The sequence below is a fragment of the Spirillospora sp. NPDC029432 genome (genome assembly GCF_040703975.1).
Lineage (GTDB): Bacteria > Actinomycetota > Actinomycetes > Streptosporangiales > Streptosporangiaceae > Spirillospora.
The window spans coordinates 1-17,926 of sequence record NZ_JBEZWH010000086.1; the positions used below are offsets into that span (position 1 = coordinate 1).

The 17,926-nt window shown below is 75.2% G+C and carries 18 protein-coding genes; 11 read left to right on the forward strand and 7 right to left on the reverse strand.

From position 1 onward, the window contains the following. Nucleotides 1-219: 219 nt before the first annotated feature. Genes gvpJ through AB0881_RS37445 form a run of 8 tightly spaced genes read left to right on the forward strand, consistent with a single transcriptional unit; the run spans nucleotide 220 to nucleotide 4,231 of the window. The gene (gene gvpJ / locus AB0881_RS37410; protein ID WP_366624991.1) at nucleotides 220-666 is read left to right on the forward strand and encodes a gas vesicle protein GvpJ; all 447 of its coding nucleotides are present in this window, start codon (nucleotides 220-222) and stop codon (nucleotides 664-666) included. Further along, the gene (locus AB0881_RS37415; protein ID WP_366624993.1) at nucleotides 663-1,469 is read left to right on the forward strand and encodes a GvpL/GvpF family gas vesicle protein; all 807 of its coding nucleotides are present in this window, start codon (nucleotides 663-665) and stop codon (nucleotides 1,467-1,469) included. The genes gvpJ and AB0881_RS37415 overlap by 4 nt, the downstream gene beginning before the upstream one ends. A gap of 1 nt (nucleotide 1,470) precedes the next feature. Then, the gene (locus AB0881_RS37420; protein WP_366624995.1) at nucleotides 1,471-1,719 is read left to right on the forward strand and encodes a gas vesicle protein GvpG; all 249 of its coding nucleotides are present in this window, start codon (nucleotides 1,471-1,473) and stop codon (nucleotides 1,717-1,719) included. 6 nt (nucleotides 1,720-1,725) lie between these two features. Beyond that, the gene (gene gvpO, locus AB0881_RS37425) at nucleotides 1,726-2,013 is read left to right on the forward strand and encodes a gas vesicle protein GvpO (protein WP_366624997.1); all 288 of its coding nucleotides are present in this window, start codon (nucleotides 1,726-1,728) and stop codon (nucleotides 2,011-2,013) included. A 7-nt stretch (nucleotides 2,014-2,020) separates the two neighbouring features. Beyond that, nucleotides 2,021-2,569: a gas vesicle protein gene (locus tag AB0881_RS37430; protein WP_366624999.1), complete on the forward strand. Its 549-nt coding sequence runs from the start codon at nucleotides 2,021-2,023 to the stop codon at nucleotides 2,567-2,569. Then, nucleotides 2,566-3,501 carry a GvpL/GvpF family gas vesicle protein gene (locus tag AB0881_RS37435; protein ID WP_366625001.1) on the forward strand — a complete coding sequence of 312 codons (936 nt, stop codon included), beginning with the start codon at nucleotides 2,566-2,568 and terminating at the stop codon, nucleotides 3,499-3,501. The genes AB0881_RS37430 and AB0881_RS37435 overlap by 4 nt, the downstream gene beginning before the upstream one ends. After that, entirely contained in the window at nucleotides 3,498-3,740 is a 243-nt protein-coding gene (locus tag AB0881_RS37440; protein WP_366625003.1) for a gas vesicle protein, read from the forward strand. Before AB0881_RS37435 ends, AB0881_RS37440 begins: the two co-directional genes overlap by 4 nt. Beyond that, complete coding sequence (locus AB0881_RS37445) at nucleotides 3,737-4,231, forward strand: gas vesicle protein K (protein ID WP_366625005.1); 495 nt, start codon at nucleotides 3,737-3,739, stop codon at nucleotides 4,229-4,231. The genes AB0881_RS37440 and AB0881_RS37445 overlap by 4 nt, the downstream gene beginning before the upstream one ends. 77 nt (nucleotides 4,232-4,308) lie before the next feature. On the opposite strand, the gene AB0881_RS37450 is transcribed toward AB0881_RS37445, so the two are convergent. From AB0881_RS37450 to AB0881_RS37475, 6 genes are all read right to left on the reverse strand, one after another. After that, nucleotides 4,309-4,890: a Rho termination factor N-terminal domain-containing protein gene (locus AB0881_RS37450; protein ID WP_366625007.1), complete on the reverse strand. Its 582-nt coding sequence runs from the start codon at nucleotides 4,888-4,890 to the stop codon at nucleotides 4,309-4,311. 114 nt (nucleotides 4,891-5,004) lie between these two features. Next, on the reverse strand, nucleotides 5,005-6,795 hold the full coding sequence (gene cydC / locus AB0881_RS37455) for a thiol reductant ABC exporter subunit CydC (RefSeq protein ID WP_366625009.1): 1,791 nt from the start codon (nucleotides 6,793-6,795) through the stop codon (nucleotides 5,005-5,007). 59 nt (nucleotides 6,796-6,854) lie between these two features. Next, a complete protein-coding gene (gene cydD / locus AB0881_RS37460) occupies nucleotides 6,855-8,720 on the reverse strand; it encodes a thiol reductant ABC exporter subunit CydD (protein WP_366625011.1) in 1,866 nt (621 codons plus the stop codon). Nucleotides 8,721-8,790: 70 nt separating this feature from the next. Continuing rightward, nucleotides 8,791-9,543 (reverse strand): cytochrome d ubiquinol oxidase subunit II, encoded by a 753-nt coding sequence (locus tag AB0881_RS37465; protein WP_366625013.1) that lies wholly within the window; start codon nucleotides 9,541-9,543, stop codon nucleotides 8,791-8,793. A gap of 115 nt (nucleotides 9,544-9,658) precedes the next feature. Then, nucleotides 9,659-10,906, reverse strand: a complete 1,248-nt coding sequence (locus AB0881_RS37470; protein ID WP_366625015.1) for a cytochrome ubiquinol oxidase subunit I — start codon at nucleotides 10,904-10,906, stop codon at nucleotides 9,659-9,661. Between the two features lie 459 nt (nucleotides 10,907-11,365). After that, nucleotides 11,366-12,541: an MFS transporter gene (locus AB0881_RS37475; protein WP_366625017.1), complete on the reverse strand. Its 1,176-nt coding sequence runs from the start codon at nucleotides 12,539-12,541 to the stop codon at nucleotides 11,366-11,368. A 176-nt stretch (nucleotides 12,542-12,717) separates the two neighbouring features. Between AB0881_RS37475 and AB0881_RS37480 the strand changes: the two genes are divergently transcribed. The 3 genes from AB0881_RS37480 to AB0881_RS37490 all read left to right on the forward strand — a co-directional run bounded on the left by AB0881_RS37480 (nucleotide 12,718) and on the right by AB0881_RS37490 (nucleotide 16,936). Beyond that, on the forward strand, nucleotides 12,718-13,623 hold the full coding sequence (locus AB0881_RS37480) for a hypothetical protein (protein WP_366625019.1): 906 nt from the start codon (nucleotides 12,718-12,720) through the stop codon (nucleotides 13,621-13,623). 134 nt (nucleotides 13,624-13,757) lie between these two features. Then, on the forward strand, nucleotides 13,758-15,098 hold the full coding sequence (locus AB0881_RS37485) for an MFS transporter (protein ID WP_366625021.1): 1,341 nt from the start codon (nucleotides 13,758-13,760) through the stop codon (nucleotides 15,096-15,098). Next, nucleotides 15,095-16,936, forward strand: a complete 1,842-nt coding sequence (locus AB0881_RS37490; protein WP_366625023.1) for a sugar-binding domain-containing protein — start codon at nucleotides 15,095-15,097, stop codon at nucleotides 16,934-16,936. The genes AB0881_RS37485 and AB0881_RS37490 overlap by 4 nt, the downstream gene beginning before the upstream one ends. On the opposite strand, the gene AB0881_RS37495 is transcribed toward AB0881_RS37490, so the two are convergent. After that, nucleotides 16,924-17,907, reverse strand: coding sequence for a DUF2804 domain-containing protein (locus tag AB0881_RS37495; RefSeq protein ID WP_366625025.1), 984 nt, complete (start codon nucleotides 17,905-17,907; stop codon nucleotides 16,924-16,926). The genes AB0881_RS37490 and AB0881_RS37495 overlap by 13 nt on opposite strands. Nucleotides 17,908-17,926 lie beyond the last annotated feature (19 nt).

Here is a 17,926-nt window from a genome sequence, read left to right on the forward strand (position 1 = left end):
CGCGCGTCCCCGGCCGGAAGAACACGAGGTCGCCCGCCCGTTCCTGACCGCTGGGGACCCGCGTGGGTATCGCCCACTGGTCGTAGGTGACCCAGGGACGTCGAACGTCCCGCCCCGGCCATGACCGTTTCTTGGGGGTTTGTTTATCGCGGTGCGCGCGGGTACGAGATCGGCCTGTCCCGGAAACGGCAGAAACGCGACATCAAGGAGTGGGATGACATGAGCGGGCCGATCGCCCAGCAGACATCCGGCACCACCGCCTACCAGTCGGGTGGGCCCAGCGGTGGTAACCGCGGCGGCGGGCTCGCCGACGTCGTGGACCTGATCCTGGAGAAGGGACTGGTCATCGACCTGTACGCGCGGGTCGCGCTGGTCGGCATCGAGATCCTCACGGTGGACGTGCGGATCGTGGTGGCGTCCGTCGACACGTACCTGCGCTTCGCCGAGGCGTGCAACCGTCTCGACCTGTCCAACACCGGTACCGCCAAGGGGCTGCCGGAGATGGTCGGCGGGATCACCGAGTCGGGTGCCAACAAGAAGACCAAGGGCGCGCTGTCGGGCGCGCAGGAGAAGTTCAAGGAGACCTTCGGCGCCGGCGACGAGGAGAAGGACAAGGACAAGCAGCCCTCGCGGCGCCGTTCCGCCCGCAAGGAGGACGACGAATGACCACCCCCCAGACCCCTGAAGGCGCCGCCCGGGACACGCAGGGCGCGGGGGGCGCCGCGACCGCCGCGCAGTACGTCTACGGCGTCACCCGTGCCAGCGCGCGGCTGCCGGCCGGGCTGACCGGGCTGGACGATCGTCCGGTCACGCTGGTCGCGCACGAGCGCTGCGCCGCCGTCACCAGTGATCTGCCGGCGGATCGTCCGCTGGGTGCGCGCGCCGATCTGCTGGCCCATCAGCGGGTGCTGGAGGCGCTGCTGGAGACGGGCACGGTGGTGCTGCCGTTCCGGTTCGGTGCCGCGCTGGCCGCGCCCGAGGCCGTGGAGAAGGAGCTGCTGGCCGCCAACGCCGACCGTCTGAGTCAGGTTCTGGACGGTCTGGACGGCCGTGTGGAGCTGCGGGTCAAGGGCACGTATGTGCAGGACACCGTGCTGCGCGAGGTGGTGTCGGACGATCCGGAGATCGCCGAGCTGAACCAGCGGCTGCGCGAGGTGCCGGAGGACGCCGCCGACGCCGCCTATTACGAGCGTGTCCGTCTCGGCGAGATGATCGCCCAGTCGCTGGAGCGGCGCCGTGAGCATGACGGGCAGGCGCTGCTGGAGGCTCTGGCGCCCGCGGCCGAGGCCCTGGTCCGCAAGCCGCCGTCCCGTGAGGAGGACGTGGTGGACGCGGCGTTCCTGGTCGAGCGTGACCGCCGCGGCGATTTCGAGCGCGCCGTGCAGGAGCTGGCCGATGCCCATGCCGACCGGATCACGGTGCGGCTGATCGGGCCGCTGCCGCCCTACGACTTCGTTCCGGAGGCCTGAGGTGGGCCTGTTCACCGGATTGGTGACGCTGCCGCTGGCGCCGGTGCGCGGGGTGGTGTGGCTGGCGGAGGTGCTGCAGGAGCAGGCCGAGGGCCGGCTGTACGATCCGGGCCGCATCGCCGCGGAGATGCAGGACATCGCCGACGCGGTCGCCTCGGGGGAGATGTCCGAGGAGGAGGCCGCCGAGCGCGAGGAGGAGCTCGTCGAGCGTCTCACCGCCCACCGGCGCCAGGCCGGGGGAGGTGGCTGAGCGGCCATGCTGTCGGCAGCCGAGGCGGCCAAGCGCGCCGTCCATCACGTCACCGAGATGACCGGCCGTACCGCCGAGAGCGTCGTCGGTATCCACCGCGCCGGCAACGGCGGCGGGGAGGAGGGGGACGGCGGGGACGGGTGGTGCGTGACCGTGGAGGTCGTCGAGACCCATCGCATCCCGGACTCCGCCGACATCCTCGCCGTGTACGAGGCCGAGGTCGACGGTGACGGCGAGCTGGTCTCGTACCGCCGCGTCCGCCGCTATCCGCGCGGCCGTACAGGAAAGGACTGAGAGCAACGTGAGTGAGATCTCCTGGACGGGGGGCGGCAACCCGGCCCGCGCGGGGGCGGGCGGGCCCTCCTCCGCCAATCTGGCCGACCTGCTGGAGCGCATCCTCGACAAGGGGATCGTCATCGTCGGCGACATCAGGGTGAACCTGCTGGACATCGAGTTGCTGACCATCAAGCTGCGGCTGCTGGTGGCGTCGGTGGACCGGGCCAAGGAGATGGGCATCGACTGGTGGGAGCACGATCCGTCGCTGTCGTCGCGCGCCCGCCAGAGCGAGGCCGTCTCCGCGTCGTCGTCGGAGGAGGCGCTGCTGGAGGAGAACCGGCGGCTGCGTGAGCGTCTGGACGCCTTGGAGGCGCGGACGCTGCCCGCCGCGGGCGCGGACGGTGTCGACGGTGCCGTGAACGGTTCCGGCGACGCCGAGGCCACTGGGGCCGCCGGGGCCTCGGCGAGTGCTGGGGGCGTCGGGGGCGCCGCAGCCGGAACCGGTGACGGGGGCGAGCGGCCCGCCGCCGCCCCGCGCCGTACCGCACGCGATCGAAAGGCCGATGAGAGTTGAGCACCAACGGCACCCACACCACCGCCACGACCGCCCCTGCCGCGGGCGGCGGGCCGGGCACGGGCCCGGGTGAGCGCGCGGAGCACGGCGCCGGCCGCGGCGCGGGGGCGGAGACCGCGGTGTACCTGTACGGCGTGGCGCGCGACCTGCCGCCCGCGGCGCTGGGCGAGACCACGGGGGTCGGGGGCGCGGCCGTGCGCCGCGTGTCCGCCGCGGGCCTCACCGCCCTGGTCAGCACCGTGCGGCTGGACCAGTACGGCGAGGAGGCGCTGCGCGCCAATCTGGAGGACCTGCGGTTCCTGGAGGACACGGCCCGCGCCCATCACGACGTCGTCGACCTCGCGGCCCGCGCCGCGCCGACCGCGCCCGTGCGGATCGCCACCCTCTACCGTGACGACGACCGTGTCGCCGCCGTCCTGGCCGAGCGGCACGAGCAGTTCACTCAGGCGCTGGACGCCATCACCGGCCGCAGCGAGTGGGGTGTGAAGGCGTACGCGCACGCCGAGGCCTACGACAGCGCCCCCACCGACCCCGAAGCCGAACCCGGGTCCGGCTCCGCCGGGGACGGCGGGACGGGGGGAGGGGGCGTGGGGACGGCGTACCTGCGGCAGCGGCAGGCGCAGCGGCGCCGCCAGCAGGACGCCACCCGCCACATCACCGCGCAGGCCGAGGCGGTCCATGCCGAGCTGGCCACCCATGCCGCCGCGTCCCGCAGCCATCCGCCGCAGGACCCCCGGCTGTCGGGCCACGCGGGCACCCTCATCCTGAACACCGCGTACCTGGTCGACGACGAGCAGGTTCCGGGGTTCCTGGCCGTCACCGCCGAGCTGGACGGCCGTCTCACCGGTATCGAGGTCCAGGTGACCGGCCCGTGGCCCGCGTACTCCTTCATCGACACCGCCGACACCGGCGGTCCCCGGAACGCCTCATGACGGTCCCTCTCGACATCGGCCGTGACGACACCTACACCGCCTCGCGCGGGGCGGGGCCCCCGATGGAGCGCGTCGCGCTGGTCGACCTGCTGGACCGGCTGCTGGCCGGCGGCGTCGTCGTCAGCGGCGACCTGGTCATCTCCATCGCCGGCGTCGACCTGGTCCAGGTGTCGCTGCGCGCGCTGATCACCACCATCCGCGAGGAGATCCTGCCCGCCACGCTGGAGGAGGAACTGTGACCCACGGCGACGGCGACGGTGCTACCGGCGGCGGGGACGGCACGGGGCGCGGCGGTGACGGCCGCGATCCCGTCACCGGCGAGGTCACCGTCCGCGACGCCGTACCCGGCGCCCTGCCCTGGAGCGGCGGCCCCGCCGAGCTGCCCGAGGCCCCGCAGCCGCTCACGGCCCGGGGAGAGCGCCGCCCCGTCCGCTCCACGCCCGGCTCCAGCGCCGTGCGGCAGCGGCTGGAGGCCGACCCCGAGACGGTGGAACGCGACCTGGTCAAACTCGTCCTCACCCTGGTGGAACTGGTCCGCCAGCTCATGGAGCGCCAGGCGCTGCGCCGCGCCGAGGGCGGCGACCTCACCGACGACCAGATCGAGAAGCTCGGTGTCGCGCTGATGCGGCTGGAAGAGGCCATGACGCGCCTCAAGGACCACTTCGACCTCGACGACCGCGACCTCAACCTGGACCTGGGCCCCCTCGGCCCCCTCCTCCCCGAGGACTGAGAGACCGCCCCCGTCCCCGCCGCCCCGAGAGGCCGCGGGACGGCGGGGACAAAGGACGGGAGACGGGGGGGAAAGGTCTACTTGGCGGGCGGGGTCGAACGGGAGGTCTGCCGGATCGCCTCGGCCAGCTCCGCCTTGGTCATCCGCGACCGCCCCGGGATGTCCAGCTCCTGCGCCATCCGGTACAGCGCCTGCCGGCTCATCGACGCCATCGACGCCTCGGCCACCGGGCCGGTCCCGCCGGCCTCCTCCACCGCCCCGCCACCGACGGGCGCCGCGGCCTCCGCAGGCGCCGCAGGCGCCGCCGGGTCGGGCTCGGCCTGCTTCGGCTCGCGCGCCTCGCTCTTCAGGGCGGCCTCGTCGCGCTCGGCGGCGCTGCTCGTCCCGGCGCCGTCACGCGCGGCCTCGTCGGGGCGGGGGAGGTCGGGCGCCGGGCGGTCGGGTACGGCGGGTGACGCGTCGTGCGCGCGGGGTGCGGTGTCGTCCTTCGTGCCGCGCAGCGCCCCGGTACGGTCGCGTACCAGCGTGAACGCCACCTGGAACGCGCGGGGGCGGGTCCCGTGCCGGCGGGCCGCCGTGTCCGACGCCCGCGCCCACGCGTCCCGTACGGCACGGCCGGGCCGGGCCAGCGCCGACGGCACCTTCCGCAGAGCCGCCATCGATACTCGCCTCTTTCCTGGGGGTCGGGGGATGGGGATCTCGCTGCCGCCTTTACCCCGCGTGGCGCCTCCCATGCGCACCGCGCCGATCACGCCCCAGGGCGGGCCTGGGGCTCAGGCGGCGAGGAGTTCAGCGTCCCACAGGTCCCGGTACGGGCCGGGCCGCGCCAGCAGTTCGGTGTGGGTGCCGCGCTGGGCGAGGCGGCCGCGGTCCAGGACGATCACCTCGTCGGCGGCGTCCAGGGCCGCGAGCCGGTGGGTGACCAGCAGCAGTGTCCCGCCGCCCGGCGCCGTCAGCAGTTCCCGGGTGAGGTCGTCGGCGGTGCGGGGGTCCAGGGCCTCGGCGGGCTCGTCCAGGACCAGTACCGGCGGGTCGGCCAGCAGCGCCCGCGCCAGCAGCAGCCGCTGCCGCTGCCCGCCCGACAGGCCGTGGCCGCCCGCGCCGACCGGCGTGTCCCAGCCGTGCGGCAGCCCGGCCACGACCTCCAGCAGCCGCGCGCGCCGCGCGGCGGCCTCCAGCTGCTCGGCGGTGGCGTCGGGGCGGGCCAGGAGCAGGTTCGCGCGGACCGTGCCGGCGAACACGTGCGCGTCCTGCGCCAGGCCCCGTACCGCGGCCCGAACGGCGTCCGGGTCGCACGTGCGCGTGTCGTGCCCGCCGAGCAGCACCGTCCCGGACGCGGGCTCGGCCTCGCCGCACGCGGCGGCCAGCACCGTGCTCTTGCCCGCGCCGCTGGCGCCCACGATCGCCACCCGGCGGCCGCGTTCCACCAGCAGGTCCAGGCCGTCCAGCGCCCGCGTCACGCCCCCGCCGCCGCCGGGTGCGGGGTAGTCGACGGTGACGCCCAGCAGCTGCACCGCCAGCGGGCCCGCCGGCAGCCGCGCCGGGACGCGCGGGCGGTGCAGCTGCTGGGCGTCCAGGACCGCGGTGACGCGCCGTGCCGCCGGCAGCGATTCGCGCAGCCGCTGCGCGGCGGCCGCCAAGGGCAGCGCCGCCTCCACCGTCACCAGCGCGGTCAGCGCGGCCACCGCGACCGCGACACCTCCGGCGCCCGCGGTGATCGCCGTCCACGCCACCGCGGCCGCCGCCGCGCCCTGCACCGCGTATCCGGCGGCCGCCGACAGCGCGGTGACGCGCGCGGCGGCGCGTTCGGCTTGTGCGAGCCGCCGCGACCGCTCCCGCGCGGTGCCGGTGAAGCGGCCGGTGGCGCCGAAGAGGGCCAGGTCGTCCGCGCCTTCCAGCACGTCCAGTGCCGCGACCGCCAGGTCCCGCCTGCGTTCGGCGGTACGCGCCGCGGCCCGGCCGCCCGCGACCGCCGCGGCCGGGGCGAGCACCAGCACCACGACCGCGAGCGCGGCCGCCAGCACCGGTGCCGCGGCCGGAACCGCGGCCGCGCACACCGCCAGCCCCGCCGCGCCGCACACCGCGGCCGCCAACGCCGGCAGCAGGCATCGCAGCAGCAGGTCCTGGACGGCGTCGACGTCGGCGACCAGCCGTGTCAGCGCGTCACCGTCCCGCAGCGCCACATCCTGCCCGGCGTGCCCGGCCGCGCGCCGGGAGGCGGGGGTGCGGGCCAGCGCGTCGAACACCCGGCCGCGCAGCTCCGCCAACGCCCGCAGCGCCACATCGTGCCCGGCCAGCCGCTCCAGATAGCGCAGGCCGCCCTTGCCGACCGCGCACGCCCGCACCGCCACGATCGCCAGCCCGAGGGCCGCCACCGGCGGCTGCTGCGCCGCCCGCGCGATCAGCCACGCCGCCGCCGCGATCAGCCCCAGCCCGCACAGTTCCGCCGCGATCCCCGCCAGGCCCGCCGCCGCCAGCCGCAGCCAGTACGGCCGCACCGCACCCCACATGCCGCCCAGCCCCCGCACACCTCGCGGGCCCCGCGGGTCCCGTACGGCCTGCATGCCTCGCACGGTCGGTTCGTCTTGCGCGTCTTGCACGGCCTGTCCGCCTCGTGTCCCGTTCACGCCGCCGTCCCCGTCCCCGTCCCTGTTTCGGCTCGCGTTCTCGCTTCCGGTGCGTTCGTCCCCGCCTCGGCCGGGTTCGGTGTCCCCGCCGCGGCACCGGCCGTGGTCGCCGGGGGCTGCGCGCCTGTCGCTTCTGATCCCATGGGTGCTTGGGTTCCCGGCGTTCTCCGGGTGCTCGGGGGGTGCGGTGTTCGCGATGCTTCCGACGGCGGCGTGCCAGCGCAGGCGGGGGTGTCGGTGGTGACGCGGCCGTTCTCCAGGCGCACCACCCGGTCGGCCAGTCCCAGCAGTGCCGGGCGGTGCGCCACCACCAGGGCGGTGCGGCCTTCCAGCAGCCGCGCCGCCGCGTCCACCAGCAGCCGCTCGCTGCGCAGGTCCAGCCGCGCGGTCGGCTCGTCCAGCAGCATCACCGGCGCCCCCGTCAGGTACGCGCGGGCGATCGCCAGGCGCTGGCGCTGGCCCGCCGACAGGCCCGCGCCGCGTTCGCCGAGGACGGTGCCGTAGCCGCCGGGCAGCGCGGTCACGAACTCTTCGGCCTGCGCCGCCCGCGCCGCCTCCCGGACCCGGTCCATGGTCGCGGCGGGGTCGCCGAGGCGGATGTTGTCGGCGACGGACGCGGCGAACAGGTGCGGCCGCTGCGGCACCCAGCCCAGCCTCGCCCGCCATGCCGCCGGGTCCAGTCCGGACAGGTCCACGCCGTCGACCAGCACGCGGCCCGACTCCACCGGGCACAGGCCCGCCAGCACCAGCAGCAGCGTCGACTTGCCCGCGCCCGAAGGGCCCGTCACCGCGACCCGTTCACCAGCTGCGATCCGCAGCGACACCCCGGCCAGCGCCGGGTGCCGCGCGCCCGGGTAGCGCACGGTGACGTCCTCCAGCACGATCTCCGGTGCGCCGCCGCCGGGTACGGGGGCGGCCGCGCCGGGGGTGGGGGAGGGGGCGGCGTCGATGACCGCGAACGCCCGCTCCGCCGCCGCGACGCCCTCGGCGCTGGCGTGGAACCGCGCCCCCAGCGCCCGCAGTGGCAGGTACACCTCCGGTGTCAGCACCAGCACCAGCAGCCCGGTCGCCAGGGCCAGCCGCCCGTCCAGCAGCCGCAGGCCCACCGGTACCGCGACCAGCGCCACCGACAGCGCGCACACCAGCTCCAGTACCAGTGCCGACAGGAACGCCACGCGCAGTGCCGCGACCGTCGCGCGGCGGTGCTCGCCGGCCAGTTCCCGCACCACCCGCGACTGGTGGGCGGTGCGGCCGAACGCGCGCAGCGTCCCCAGCCCGGTCAGGACGTCGCCGAAATGGCCGCCGAGGCGGTGCAGCAGCCCCCACTGCCGGCCCGTCAGCTCCGCCGTCCGCATCCCGACCAGCGCCCCGAACACCGGCACCAGCGGAACGGTCACCGCCACGACCAGCGCCGACGCCCAGTCCGCCGCCGCCAGCCGCGCCAGCACCAGAACCGGCACCACGCACGCGGCCAGCAGCTGCGGCACGTACCCGGTGTAGAAGGGGCCGATCGCCTCCAGGCCCCGGGTCAGCAGCGTCACCCGCCCGGCCGCCCCCTCGCCCCCGCCCTCGTTCGCGATTCCGGCGGTGGCGGGGGCGGTCAGGAGGCGGGTGCGGAGCTCGTGTCCGGCGCGCGCGGCGGTACGGGCCGCGGCGCGCTCCACCAGCCACGCCAGCACCGCGCGGGCCGCGACCACGCCCGCCAGGTACGGCAGCGGGCCCGCGTCCAGTTCCGCGACCGACCGGGCCAGCAGTTCGGCGGCCGCCACCAGCAGCGCGCCCTGCGCGACCGCCGCGACGGCCAGCGCGGCCAGGGTCCGGCGCGGAACCAGCGCCAGCAGGCGCCGCTCGACGGCCTTCACACCCGCCCCCTCTCATCCTCGCGCGTCGCTCGCGCACCCGTTGCCCACGGCCGATCGCGCGGGCGCGTCCTCACAGGTAGGAGGGCGAGTCCACGCGCCCCCGGAACGTCCACCACACCAGCGCCTGCGCCGCCAGCAGCAGCGGCAGCAGCACCGCCGTCATCACCGCGGTCACCGCCAGGCCCGTGCCCGGCGCCGCCGCCCCGTCCAACGGCAGCCGCGCCCCGGCCGCGGCCACCACCGCCACCAGCAGCGGCGCCGTCACCGCGTACCGTGCGGGGACGCGCCGCGCGCGCTCCAGCACCGCGCCCGTGCACCGCATCCGCGCGAACCCCGCGCCGTGCAGCGCCAGCAGGCCCGCCAGCGGCAGCCCCAGCACGCTGCCGGCGTTCAGGCCGCCCGCCGGGTCGCCGGCCAGGACGGTGCCCAGCAGCGACGCCAGCGCCAGCGCCAGCCCCCAGCTGCCCGCCACGATCGCCGTGTCGCAGCCGCGCCGCCACGCGGCCGCGTCCACCCGGCCCCGCAGCCACAGCCCCATGTCCCGCACCACCCACGCCACCAGCAGCACGGCGAACAGCGGGAACAGCCCCGCCAGCAGGTCGTGCTCCAGCCCCGGGAACGCGCCCGCCATCACCCCGGCGACCGCCACCAGCCACACCTCGTTGCCCAGGAAGAACGGCGCGAACGAGGCGATCACCACCCGGCGCTCGTCCGGGTCGCGCCCCAGCACCGGCAGCAGCATCCCCACCCCGATGTCGGCGCCGGCCAGCACCACGTACCCGGCGGTGAACACCGCCAGGACCACCACCGCGAGCATCTCCATCACAGGGCTCCCGTCACCACATCACCGATCGCAGAAGGATTCATCGAGATTCATCGAACGCCCCGGCCCGACTCCCGCCGGCCGCCGGCCGGGCTTCGGGCGCCCGGGTGGCCCGTCAGTACGTGGGCGCCAGCGCGGGCGCGGAGTCCCGCTCGGGCGGCGGCGCGCCGAGCGCGGCCGCGTCCGGGCCGCGGCGCGCGTGCCGCACCAGCAGCCACGCGTTCACCGCGATCAGCGCCGCGAACAGGACGGTGAACGCCGTGAACGACGCCGTCATCAGCCCCGGGCCCACCTCCGACACCGCGTCCTCGGTCTTCAGCACCCCGTACACCACCCAGGGCTGGCGGCCGATCTCGCGGAACACCCAGCCCGACAGCATCGCCACGTAGGGGAGGGGGACGGCCGCGATCAGCACGACGTGGAAGATCCGGCCGCGTGCCAGCCACCGCCCGAACGGCAGCTTCACCAGCGCGAACGCCGCCAGCAGGAACATCAGCGCCCACGCCAGCGTCATCGCCGCCTCGCCCGCCGACGCCAGCCCCGGCGGGCTGTAGTCGCCCGGCCCGAACCGGGCGGTGAAGTCGGCGATGGCCGCCTGCCCCTCCGGCGAGTTCGGGTGCTTGGTCGGCTGCAGGTAGCCGAACTGCATGCCGCCGAACACCACGACCGGGAACACCGACACCACCAGCGCGATCAGCCCGGTACGGATCGAGCGGCGGAAGAACTCCACCTCCGCGGTGCGGCGCAGCAGGTGGTACGCGCTGACGGCCGCCATGAACAGCCCGGCCGTCAGCAGCCCCCCGAACAGCACGTGGAAGAACGCCAGCACCGCCGCCGGGTTGCCCAGCAGCGCCCCCAGGTCCGTCAGATGCGCGGTGCCACCGCGCATCTCGTACCCGACGGGCCGCTGCATCCAGCCGTTGGCGACGAGGATGAAGTACGCCGACAGGTAGGCGGTGAAGGCCACCACCCAGATCAGCGCCAGGTGCAGCCACCGGTTCAGCCGGTCCCACCCGAAGATCCACAGGCCGAGGAACGTGGACTCCACGAAGAACGCCGCGACCGTCTCCATCGCCAGCGGCGCCCCGAACACCCCGCCCGTCATCTCCGACATGCCGGACCAGTTCATGCCGAGCTGGAACTCCATCACCAGCCCGGTGACGATCCCCACCGCATAATTGATCACATACAGCTGGCCCCAGAACCGCGTCATCCGCGCGTGCACCGCGCTGCGCGACAGCGTCGCGCGCGTCTGCGTCAACGCCACCAGCGTCGCCAGCCCCAGCGTCAACGCCACGAACAGGAAGTGCGAGCCCGCCGTCAACGCGAACTGCACCCTCGCCAGCATCAGCGGCTCGTCCATCACTCACCCTCAGCCCTCGACCGTGAACCCCTCCGATCGTGGGCCCGCCGCCCCCGCCCGCGGATCGGGCGCGAGCATGCACCCGCCCTGCGCCTTTCGCGCAGCCCGCCCCCCGCCCCCTACATCCCGGGATGTAGCCGCCCCGGCCCGCACCACACCCGCGGATGCCCACCGCCCCCGCCACCGGCGCCCGAACCCCGCACCACATGCGACCCCGGATGTAGCCCCGCACACCCCGATTCCCCGCTCCTCCGCATCGCCGTGGGCACGGAGAGGACGCGGCCGGGCGGCGCTGATCACGGCAGGGGACGCCGGGACGCGCACCCGGGTCTCGGGACCTGCACCGAACCGGCCGCCCGCCACCCACCCTCACGGTGGCCGCAGGCGTGGCAGGCCACGGCGACGACCGGCCCCGGCGCACGACGGTTCCCACCCGCCTGGACCGCGCCGCACACGCGATCAGACGCGCCCGCCGCGGCGGCGGGCCGAGCAGCACAGGAACGCGGTCATCACCATGTACGGGACCCCCGCCACCGCGAACAGCACCCCGTGCCCCGCCCACAGCGAACCCGCACCGTACGCCGCGAATATCGCCACCGACAGGACCTCCGACCCCCACCCGGCCAGCGACGTCACGGTCGCGCGGGAACGGTCGGTGATCCGCTCCTGCAGGCGGGCGTCGGCCGCCGCCATCGCCCACTGCAGGATCCCGAACGCCGCCCCCACCAGCAGCAGCCCCTCGGCGCGCCCCGCCGCCGCGGCCAGCGCGCCCGCCGCCATGCACACCCCCGCCACCGCCGGCGCGGGCACCAGCCACCGCAGCCCGCGCCCGGCCGCCCACCCGCCGGCGGCGTCACCCGCGCTGACCAGCAGCACCAGCAGCGGCACGGCCGCCGCCGCCACACCCGTGGAGGCCGCCAGGTACGGCACGTACTCGTCCAGGGCCGTGACACCCATCAGCACCACCGACAGCGCCAGCGCACCCCGCACACCCGGCGACCGGCGCACCTGGCCCCAGCCCTCCGACACCACCCGCCGCAGCGACGGCTCCTCCTCCTCGTCCTCTTCCCCTTCATCCTCGGCGTCGGGGTCATCCGGGAGAGAGGAGGGGGACGGCGCGGAACCGGACCGGGGGGCGCGGGACTCCGGGAGCGTCCACGACACCGCCGCGCACAGCAGGCACGCCGCGACGCTCACCGCGCCCAGCGCCGCGTACCCGCCCGCCCGCATCACCGGCGCGGCCACCGCGGTCGCCACCAGCACCGCCGTGGTCCCCACGGCCTCCGCCCGGCCCACCAGCCGCGCGTACGACGCCTTCGCGCCCCGCAGCCGCAGCTCCTCGTAGACCAGCGCCTCCCACGTCCCCGAACGCAGGGAGGACCCCAGCCCCCACAACACGAAACCCGCGGCGAACACCGGATAGGAGGGGAACAGCGTCCACAGCGCGAAACCGGCCGCCGTCAGCAGCGGACCCAGCGCCAGCAGCCGGCGCCGCGAGAACACGTCCGCCCACACGCCGGACGGCACCTCGAACACCACGGCCGTGACCGACCAGATCACGAACAGGGAGGAGACCTGCGCCGGAGACAGCCCCGAGTCGGCGAACAGCAGCGCGTACACCGGGTACAGCGGCACAAGATCCTCGAGGAACGCCGAGGCGTACAGCCTGCGCGCGAGCCCCGAGGCGGAAACAGGAGCGGATGAAGATCAATATCGCCAGGTCATGCTCCGGAAGCTACCACAACGCCCCGCCGCGCTCTGAGAATATTTCCCCCGACGGCCAGCAAAATGCCAGGAAAAGGGGGGCAGGGGTGGGGGTCGACTGGGTCCGCATGCGGCCGCGCCCCGGCACCGACCCCGCGGAACTCGCGCACGCCGTACGGGCCGAGGCCGCCGAGTTCGCCGCGTCCGGCCACTGGATCGCCGAGGAGTTCGACCACCTGCCCGCCGCCCGGCACGCCGACCCCCACGCCGGCGAACGGGCGGGGGAGAGGCGGCCGCGGGTCGCCGCACTGGTCGACGCCGACACCCGGCCCGGCGCCGTCCACCGCATCGTCTCCCTCGCCCTCACCCCGCTGCTGCCCGCCGAATGGCGGTTCGCCGCCCACCGCACCCACCTGCCCCACGAACTGCCCGCCCGGGCCGCCGCGTGGCGCGCCCACATCGACCAGGTCCGCACCGGCGCCCACCGCCCCTACCTGCGCGCCTGGCACGCCTACGGCACCGCCCGCCGCCTGGCCGACGACTGGGAGACCCTGCGCGCGCTGGCGCTGGCCGCCCGCGAACGCGGCAACGCCTGGGCCCGCCGCCCCGAACTCGTCGACGTCCGCGAACGCATCCTCGCCCACCCCGTCCCGCCGGTCCCGCCCCAGCCCGCCTGGAACGGCCCGCCCGAGCCCGGCGCGGGCCTCCCGGACCGTCCCGCCGCGCCCGTCCCGTCCCAACCCGGCACGGACGGCCCACCTCCGCCGGACACCGGCCTCCCACCGGACACGGACCTCTCGCCGGACGGCCTGCTCGCCGGGGGTGCCGCGGCGGCCGGGCTCGCCCGCGAATGGAACCGCCGCGTACCGGCCGGGCAGAAGGTGCGCGTGCACGCGCCGCGCCCGTTCGACGTCCACCTCGCCGACGCGCTCCAGGACCCCGGCCTCGCCGACACCCTCGACTGGGCGACCCGCGCCGCCGACGCCGGATTCGGGCTCCTGCTCGACTGGTGACCGCCACCTGTCACGGCCCGCCCGCGTACCGCGACCGGAGCCGCGCGAGGAGGCAGGGGCCGGGGGAGCGGGACGCCCGCTCACCGGGAGCGATCCCACCCCACCACAAAACGATCATTGTACGCTCTCCGGTCGTGACGACCGCGAACACCGCGCCGCTCGGACGGCGCCGCTGGACGATGCTGATCGTCCTCGGACTCGTCGGCCAGCTCGCCTGGACCGTCGAGAACATGTACCTCAACGTGTTCGTCCACGACACCATCAGCGACGACCCCGCCGTCATCGCCGCCATGGTCGCCGCCAGCGCCACCGCCGCGACCGCCGCCACCCTCACCATCGGCGCCCTGTCCGACCGCCTGGGCCGCCGCCGCGCCTTCATCGCCGGCGGCTACCTCGCCTGGGGACTGACCACCGCCGCGTTCGGCATGGTCACCCTCGACACCGCCGCCGCCCTCGCGCCCGCCGCCGACGCCGCCGCGCTCGCCGTCATCCTCGTCATCGCCCTGGACTGCCTCATGTCGTTCCTGGGCGCCGGCGCCAACGACGCCGCCTTCCAGGCCTGGGTCACCGACGTCACCCGCCCCGCCAACCGCGGCCGCGTCGAGGCCGTCCTGGCGATCATGCCGCTGATGGCCATGCTCGTGGTCTTCGGCGGCTTCGACGCCCTCACCCGCGCCGGCCACTGGACCGCGTTCTTCCTGGCCATCGGCGCGATCACCGCCGCCGCCGGAGGCACCGCCGCCCTGTTCGTCCGCGACGCCCCCGCCGCCCGCCGCGACCACGCCACCGGCTACCTCGCGGGCCTGGCCGAAGGGCTCCGGCCCGCCACCATGCGCGCCCACCCCGGCCTCTACCTCGCCCTCACCGCCTGGTGCGTGTGGGGCGTGTCCACCCAGGTGTTCCTGCCCTACCTGATCATCTACCTGCAGCGGTACCTGAACATCGACGGCTACGCCCTCGTGCTGGCCGTCGTCCTCACCGGCGCGTCCGCCGTCAGCGTCGCCTGCGGCCCCCTCATCGACCGCGCCGGCAAGGCCCGCTTCCTCCCGCCCGCCATCGCCCTGTACGCCGCCGGGCTCCTGCTGATGCCCCTGGCCCGCGGAACGCTGCCCGTCATCGGCGCCGGGCTGGTCCTGATGTCGGGATTCATGCTGGTGCTGGCGCCCATCGGCGCCCTCGTCCGCGACCACACCCCGCCCGGCCGCGCCGGCCACGTCCAGGGCCTGCGGATGGTCTTCGCCATCCTCATCCCCATGATCATCGGGCCGTGGATCGGCGCCACCGTCATCAAGGGCGCCGACCGGCACTACGAGGAACTCGGCGTCCTCAAGCAGGTCCCCACACCCGCGATCTTCCTGGCCGCCGCGGCCGTCCTCGCCCTCATCGTCGCGCCCGTGCTCGCGCTGCGCCGCACCACCCCGCCCCCGGCCTCGGGCGCCGGCGACCACGACACCAAGGAGAACGCCGCCCCATGACCACCCCGCCGCCCACCGGCCTCCTCACCCGCTGGGGCGCCGCCCTCGACCCCGACGACCCCCTCCCCGAATACCCGCGGCCCCAGCTCGCCCGCGACTCCCACCTCAGCCTCAACGGCCGCTGGCAGTACGCCATCACCCCGCCCGGCCACCCCGGGGCCGGCGACCGCGCCGAACCGGGCGCAGAGCCGGGGGAGTACGACGGGGAGATCATCGTCCCGTTCTCACCCGAGGCGCCGCTGTCAGGCGTCGGCCGCACCCTCCTGCCCGGCCACACCCTCTGGTACCGCCGCACCCTCACCCTGCCCGACGGGTTCCGCGCCCGCCCCGACGACCGCGTCCTGCTCCACTTCGGCGCCGTCGACCAGACCTGCCGCGTCCACCTCAACGGCACCCTCGCCGGCCGCCACACCGGCGGCTACCTGCCCTTCACCCTCGACATCACCGACACCCTGCGCCCCGGCCCCAACACCCTCACCGTCGCCGTCCAGGACGGCACCGACACCAACGACCACGCCCGCGGCAAACAGAGACTCGACCGCGGCGGCATCTGGTACACCCCCCAATCCGGCATCTGGCAGACCGTCTGGGCCGAAAGCGTCCCCGCCGCCCGCATCACCGCCCTCACCCTCACCCCCCACCTCGGCGACGACCCCGCCATCGAGATCACCGCCCACACCACCGGCACCCCCACCGGCGCCCCGCACACCCCCGTACGGCTCACCGTCCACACCGGGGGACAGCCCATCGCCCACGCCGACGCCGCACCCGGCCGCCCCGTCCGCATCCCCCTGCCCGGCGCCCGCACCTGGACCCCCGAAGACCCCCACCTGTACGACCTCACCGCCGACTACGGCACCGACCACGTCCGCAGCTACTTCGGCATGCGCACCTTCGCCACCGGACCCGACCGCGACGGCGTACCCCGCCTCCTGCTCAACGGCCGCCCCTACTTCCACGCCGGCGTCCTCGACCAGGGCTACTGGCCCGACGGCCTCTACACCGCCCCCTCCGACCAAGCCATGATCCACGACATCGCCACGATGAAACGGCTCGGCTTCACCATGCTCCGCAAGCACATCAAGATCGAACCCCTGCGCTGGTACCACCACTGCGACCGCCTCGGCATCCTGGTCTGGCAGGACATGGTCAACGGCGGCGCCCCCTACAACCCCCTGGTCATCACCGCCCCCGTCGCCACACCCCTGCGCCTGGACGACCGCCGCCACCGCCGCTTCGGCCGCGCCGACCCCGCCGGCCGCGCCCGCTTCCGCACCGAGACCCGCCGCACCGTCGAACACCTGCGCAACACCGTCAGCATCGCCGTCTGGGTCCCGTTCAACGAAGGCTGGGGCCAGTTCGACGCCGCCGACATCACCGCCGCCATCGCCGCCCTCGACCCCACCCGCACCATCGACCACGCCAGCGGCTGGCACGACCAGCGCGCCGGCGACCTGCGTAGCCTCCACGTCTACTTCCGCCGCTTCCGCGTCCCGCGCCGCCCCGACCCCCGCGTCCTGGTCCTGTCCGAATACGGCGGCTACAACCACCGCGTCCACGGCCACACCTTCAACGACAAGGACTTCGGCTACCAGCGCCACGCCACCCCCGAACGCCTCGCCGCCGCCTACACCCGCCTGCACGCCCAGCAGATCATCCCCGCCGTCCCGCGCGGCCTCAGCGCCACCGTCTACACCCAGCTGTCGGACGTCGAGGACGAACTCAACGGCCTGCTCACCTACGACCGCGAGATCCTCAAACTCCCCGCCGACCTCGTCCGCGCCCTCAACGACCGCCTCCGCCTCGACACCCCGGAAACCGGCCCTCACCAGCGCTGACGCGCCTCCTCGGCCCACCCCACCAGACCGTCCACCGACACCCATACCCCGTCATCGGCCCGCACCCGCCCCCCGAAATACCCGAAACACTGGTGCGTCTCCGACCCCACCACACCCAGCTCCGTCCGCGACACCCGCTCATGGAACGGCCGGAACTCCACCTCCACCCGCGAACCCCGCATCCGCCACGGCCGCATCCAATCCGACCGGTCGTAGGACCACTCCACCTCCTCACCGATCTTGTGCAGCCGCCCGTCCACGAACAGCCCGTTCTCCGTCATCCCCGTACCATCGGTCCACTTGCCGCCCAGCTGCAGCGCCACCCCGCCCCCGCTGCCGGCCGCCCAGTTCCACGTCATCCGGTACGGCCACTTCCCGCGCCCGTGATCCAGCACCGCGAACGACTCCGGCCCGCCCACCTCGTGCACCCCCGACGGCAGCCGCAGCACCCCCCGCACCGGACGCCCCACATCCTTCACCGTGTACTGGAACCGCCGCGGCCCCCACGGCACCACCACCCCCCGCGACTCCCGCCCCGCCGGCGCCGCCACCACCAGATCAACCTCGACCCCCGGAGCCACCGCCCGCAGCCGCGTCCCCTCCGGCCCCTCCCGCGTCCCGACCGCCACACCACCGCCCCGCGCCTCGGCCGTCCCCACCCCGCTGCGATCGGGCAACACCGCACCCCGCCCCAACGGCACCACCGCGTCCCGGCCCCACTCCTCACCCGACTCGCGATCCAGCACGTACACCCCGTGCACCCCCGCGTAATCCAGCGACGAGGCCACCAGCCCCACCACATGACGCGGCGTCACCACACCCCAGTACTCCCACCGCTTCGCCCGGCCCCACCCCCGCAGGTTCGCCCGGTGCAGCGGCCGCCGCGTCCACCCCACCGCCGCCGGATTCAACCGCCCGTCCGGCAGGCACAACTCCACGGGCTCGGTGATCTCACGCTCATGCGTCAACATCCCCCGAGCCTAACGATCA

Excerpts from the sequence above, each read along its gene's own strand:
- gvpJ (WP_366624991.1), top strand. The coding sequence starts at position 220 with ATGAGCGGGCCGATCGCCCAGCAGACATCCGGCACCACCGCCTACCAG.
- AB0881_RS37415 (WP_366624993.1), top strand. The coding sequence starts at position 663 with ATGACCACCCCCCAGACCCCTGAAGGCGCCGCCCGGGACACGCAGGGC.
- gvpO (WP_366624997.1), top strand. The coding sequence starts at position 1,726 with ATGCTGTCGGCAGCCGAGGCGGCCAAGCGCGCCGTCCATCACGTCACC.
- AB0881_RS37440 (WP_366625003.1), top strand. The coding sequence starts at position 3,498 with ATGACGGTCCCTCTCGACATCGGCCGTGACGACACCTACACCGCCTCG.
- AB0881_RS37450 (WP_366625007.1), bottom strand. The coding sequence starts at position 4,890 with ATGGCGGCTCTGCGGAAGGTGCCGTCGGCGCTGGCCCGGCCCGGCCGT.
- cydC (WP_366625009.1), bottom strand. The coding sequence starts at position 6,795 with ATGCAGGCCGTACGGGACCCGCGGGGCCCGCGAGGTGTGCGGGGGCTG.
- AB0881_RS37465 (WP_366625013.1), bottom strand. The coding sequence starts at position 9,543 with ATGGAGATGCTCGCGGTGGTGGTCCTGGCGGTGTTCACCGCCGGGTAC.
- AB0881_RS37470 (WP_366625015.1), bottom strand. The coding sequence starts at position 10,906 with ATGGACGAGCCGCTGATGCTGGCGAGGGTGCAGTTCGCGTTGACGGCG.
- AB0881_RS37490 (WP_366625023.1), top strand. The coding sequence starts at position 15,095 with ATGACCACCCCGCCGCCCACCGGCCTCCTCACCCGCTGGGGCGCCGCC.
- AB0881_RS37495 (WP_366625025.1), bottom strand. The coding sequence starts at position 17,907 with ATGTTGACGCATGAGCGTGAGATCACCGAGCCCGTGGAGTTGTGCCTG.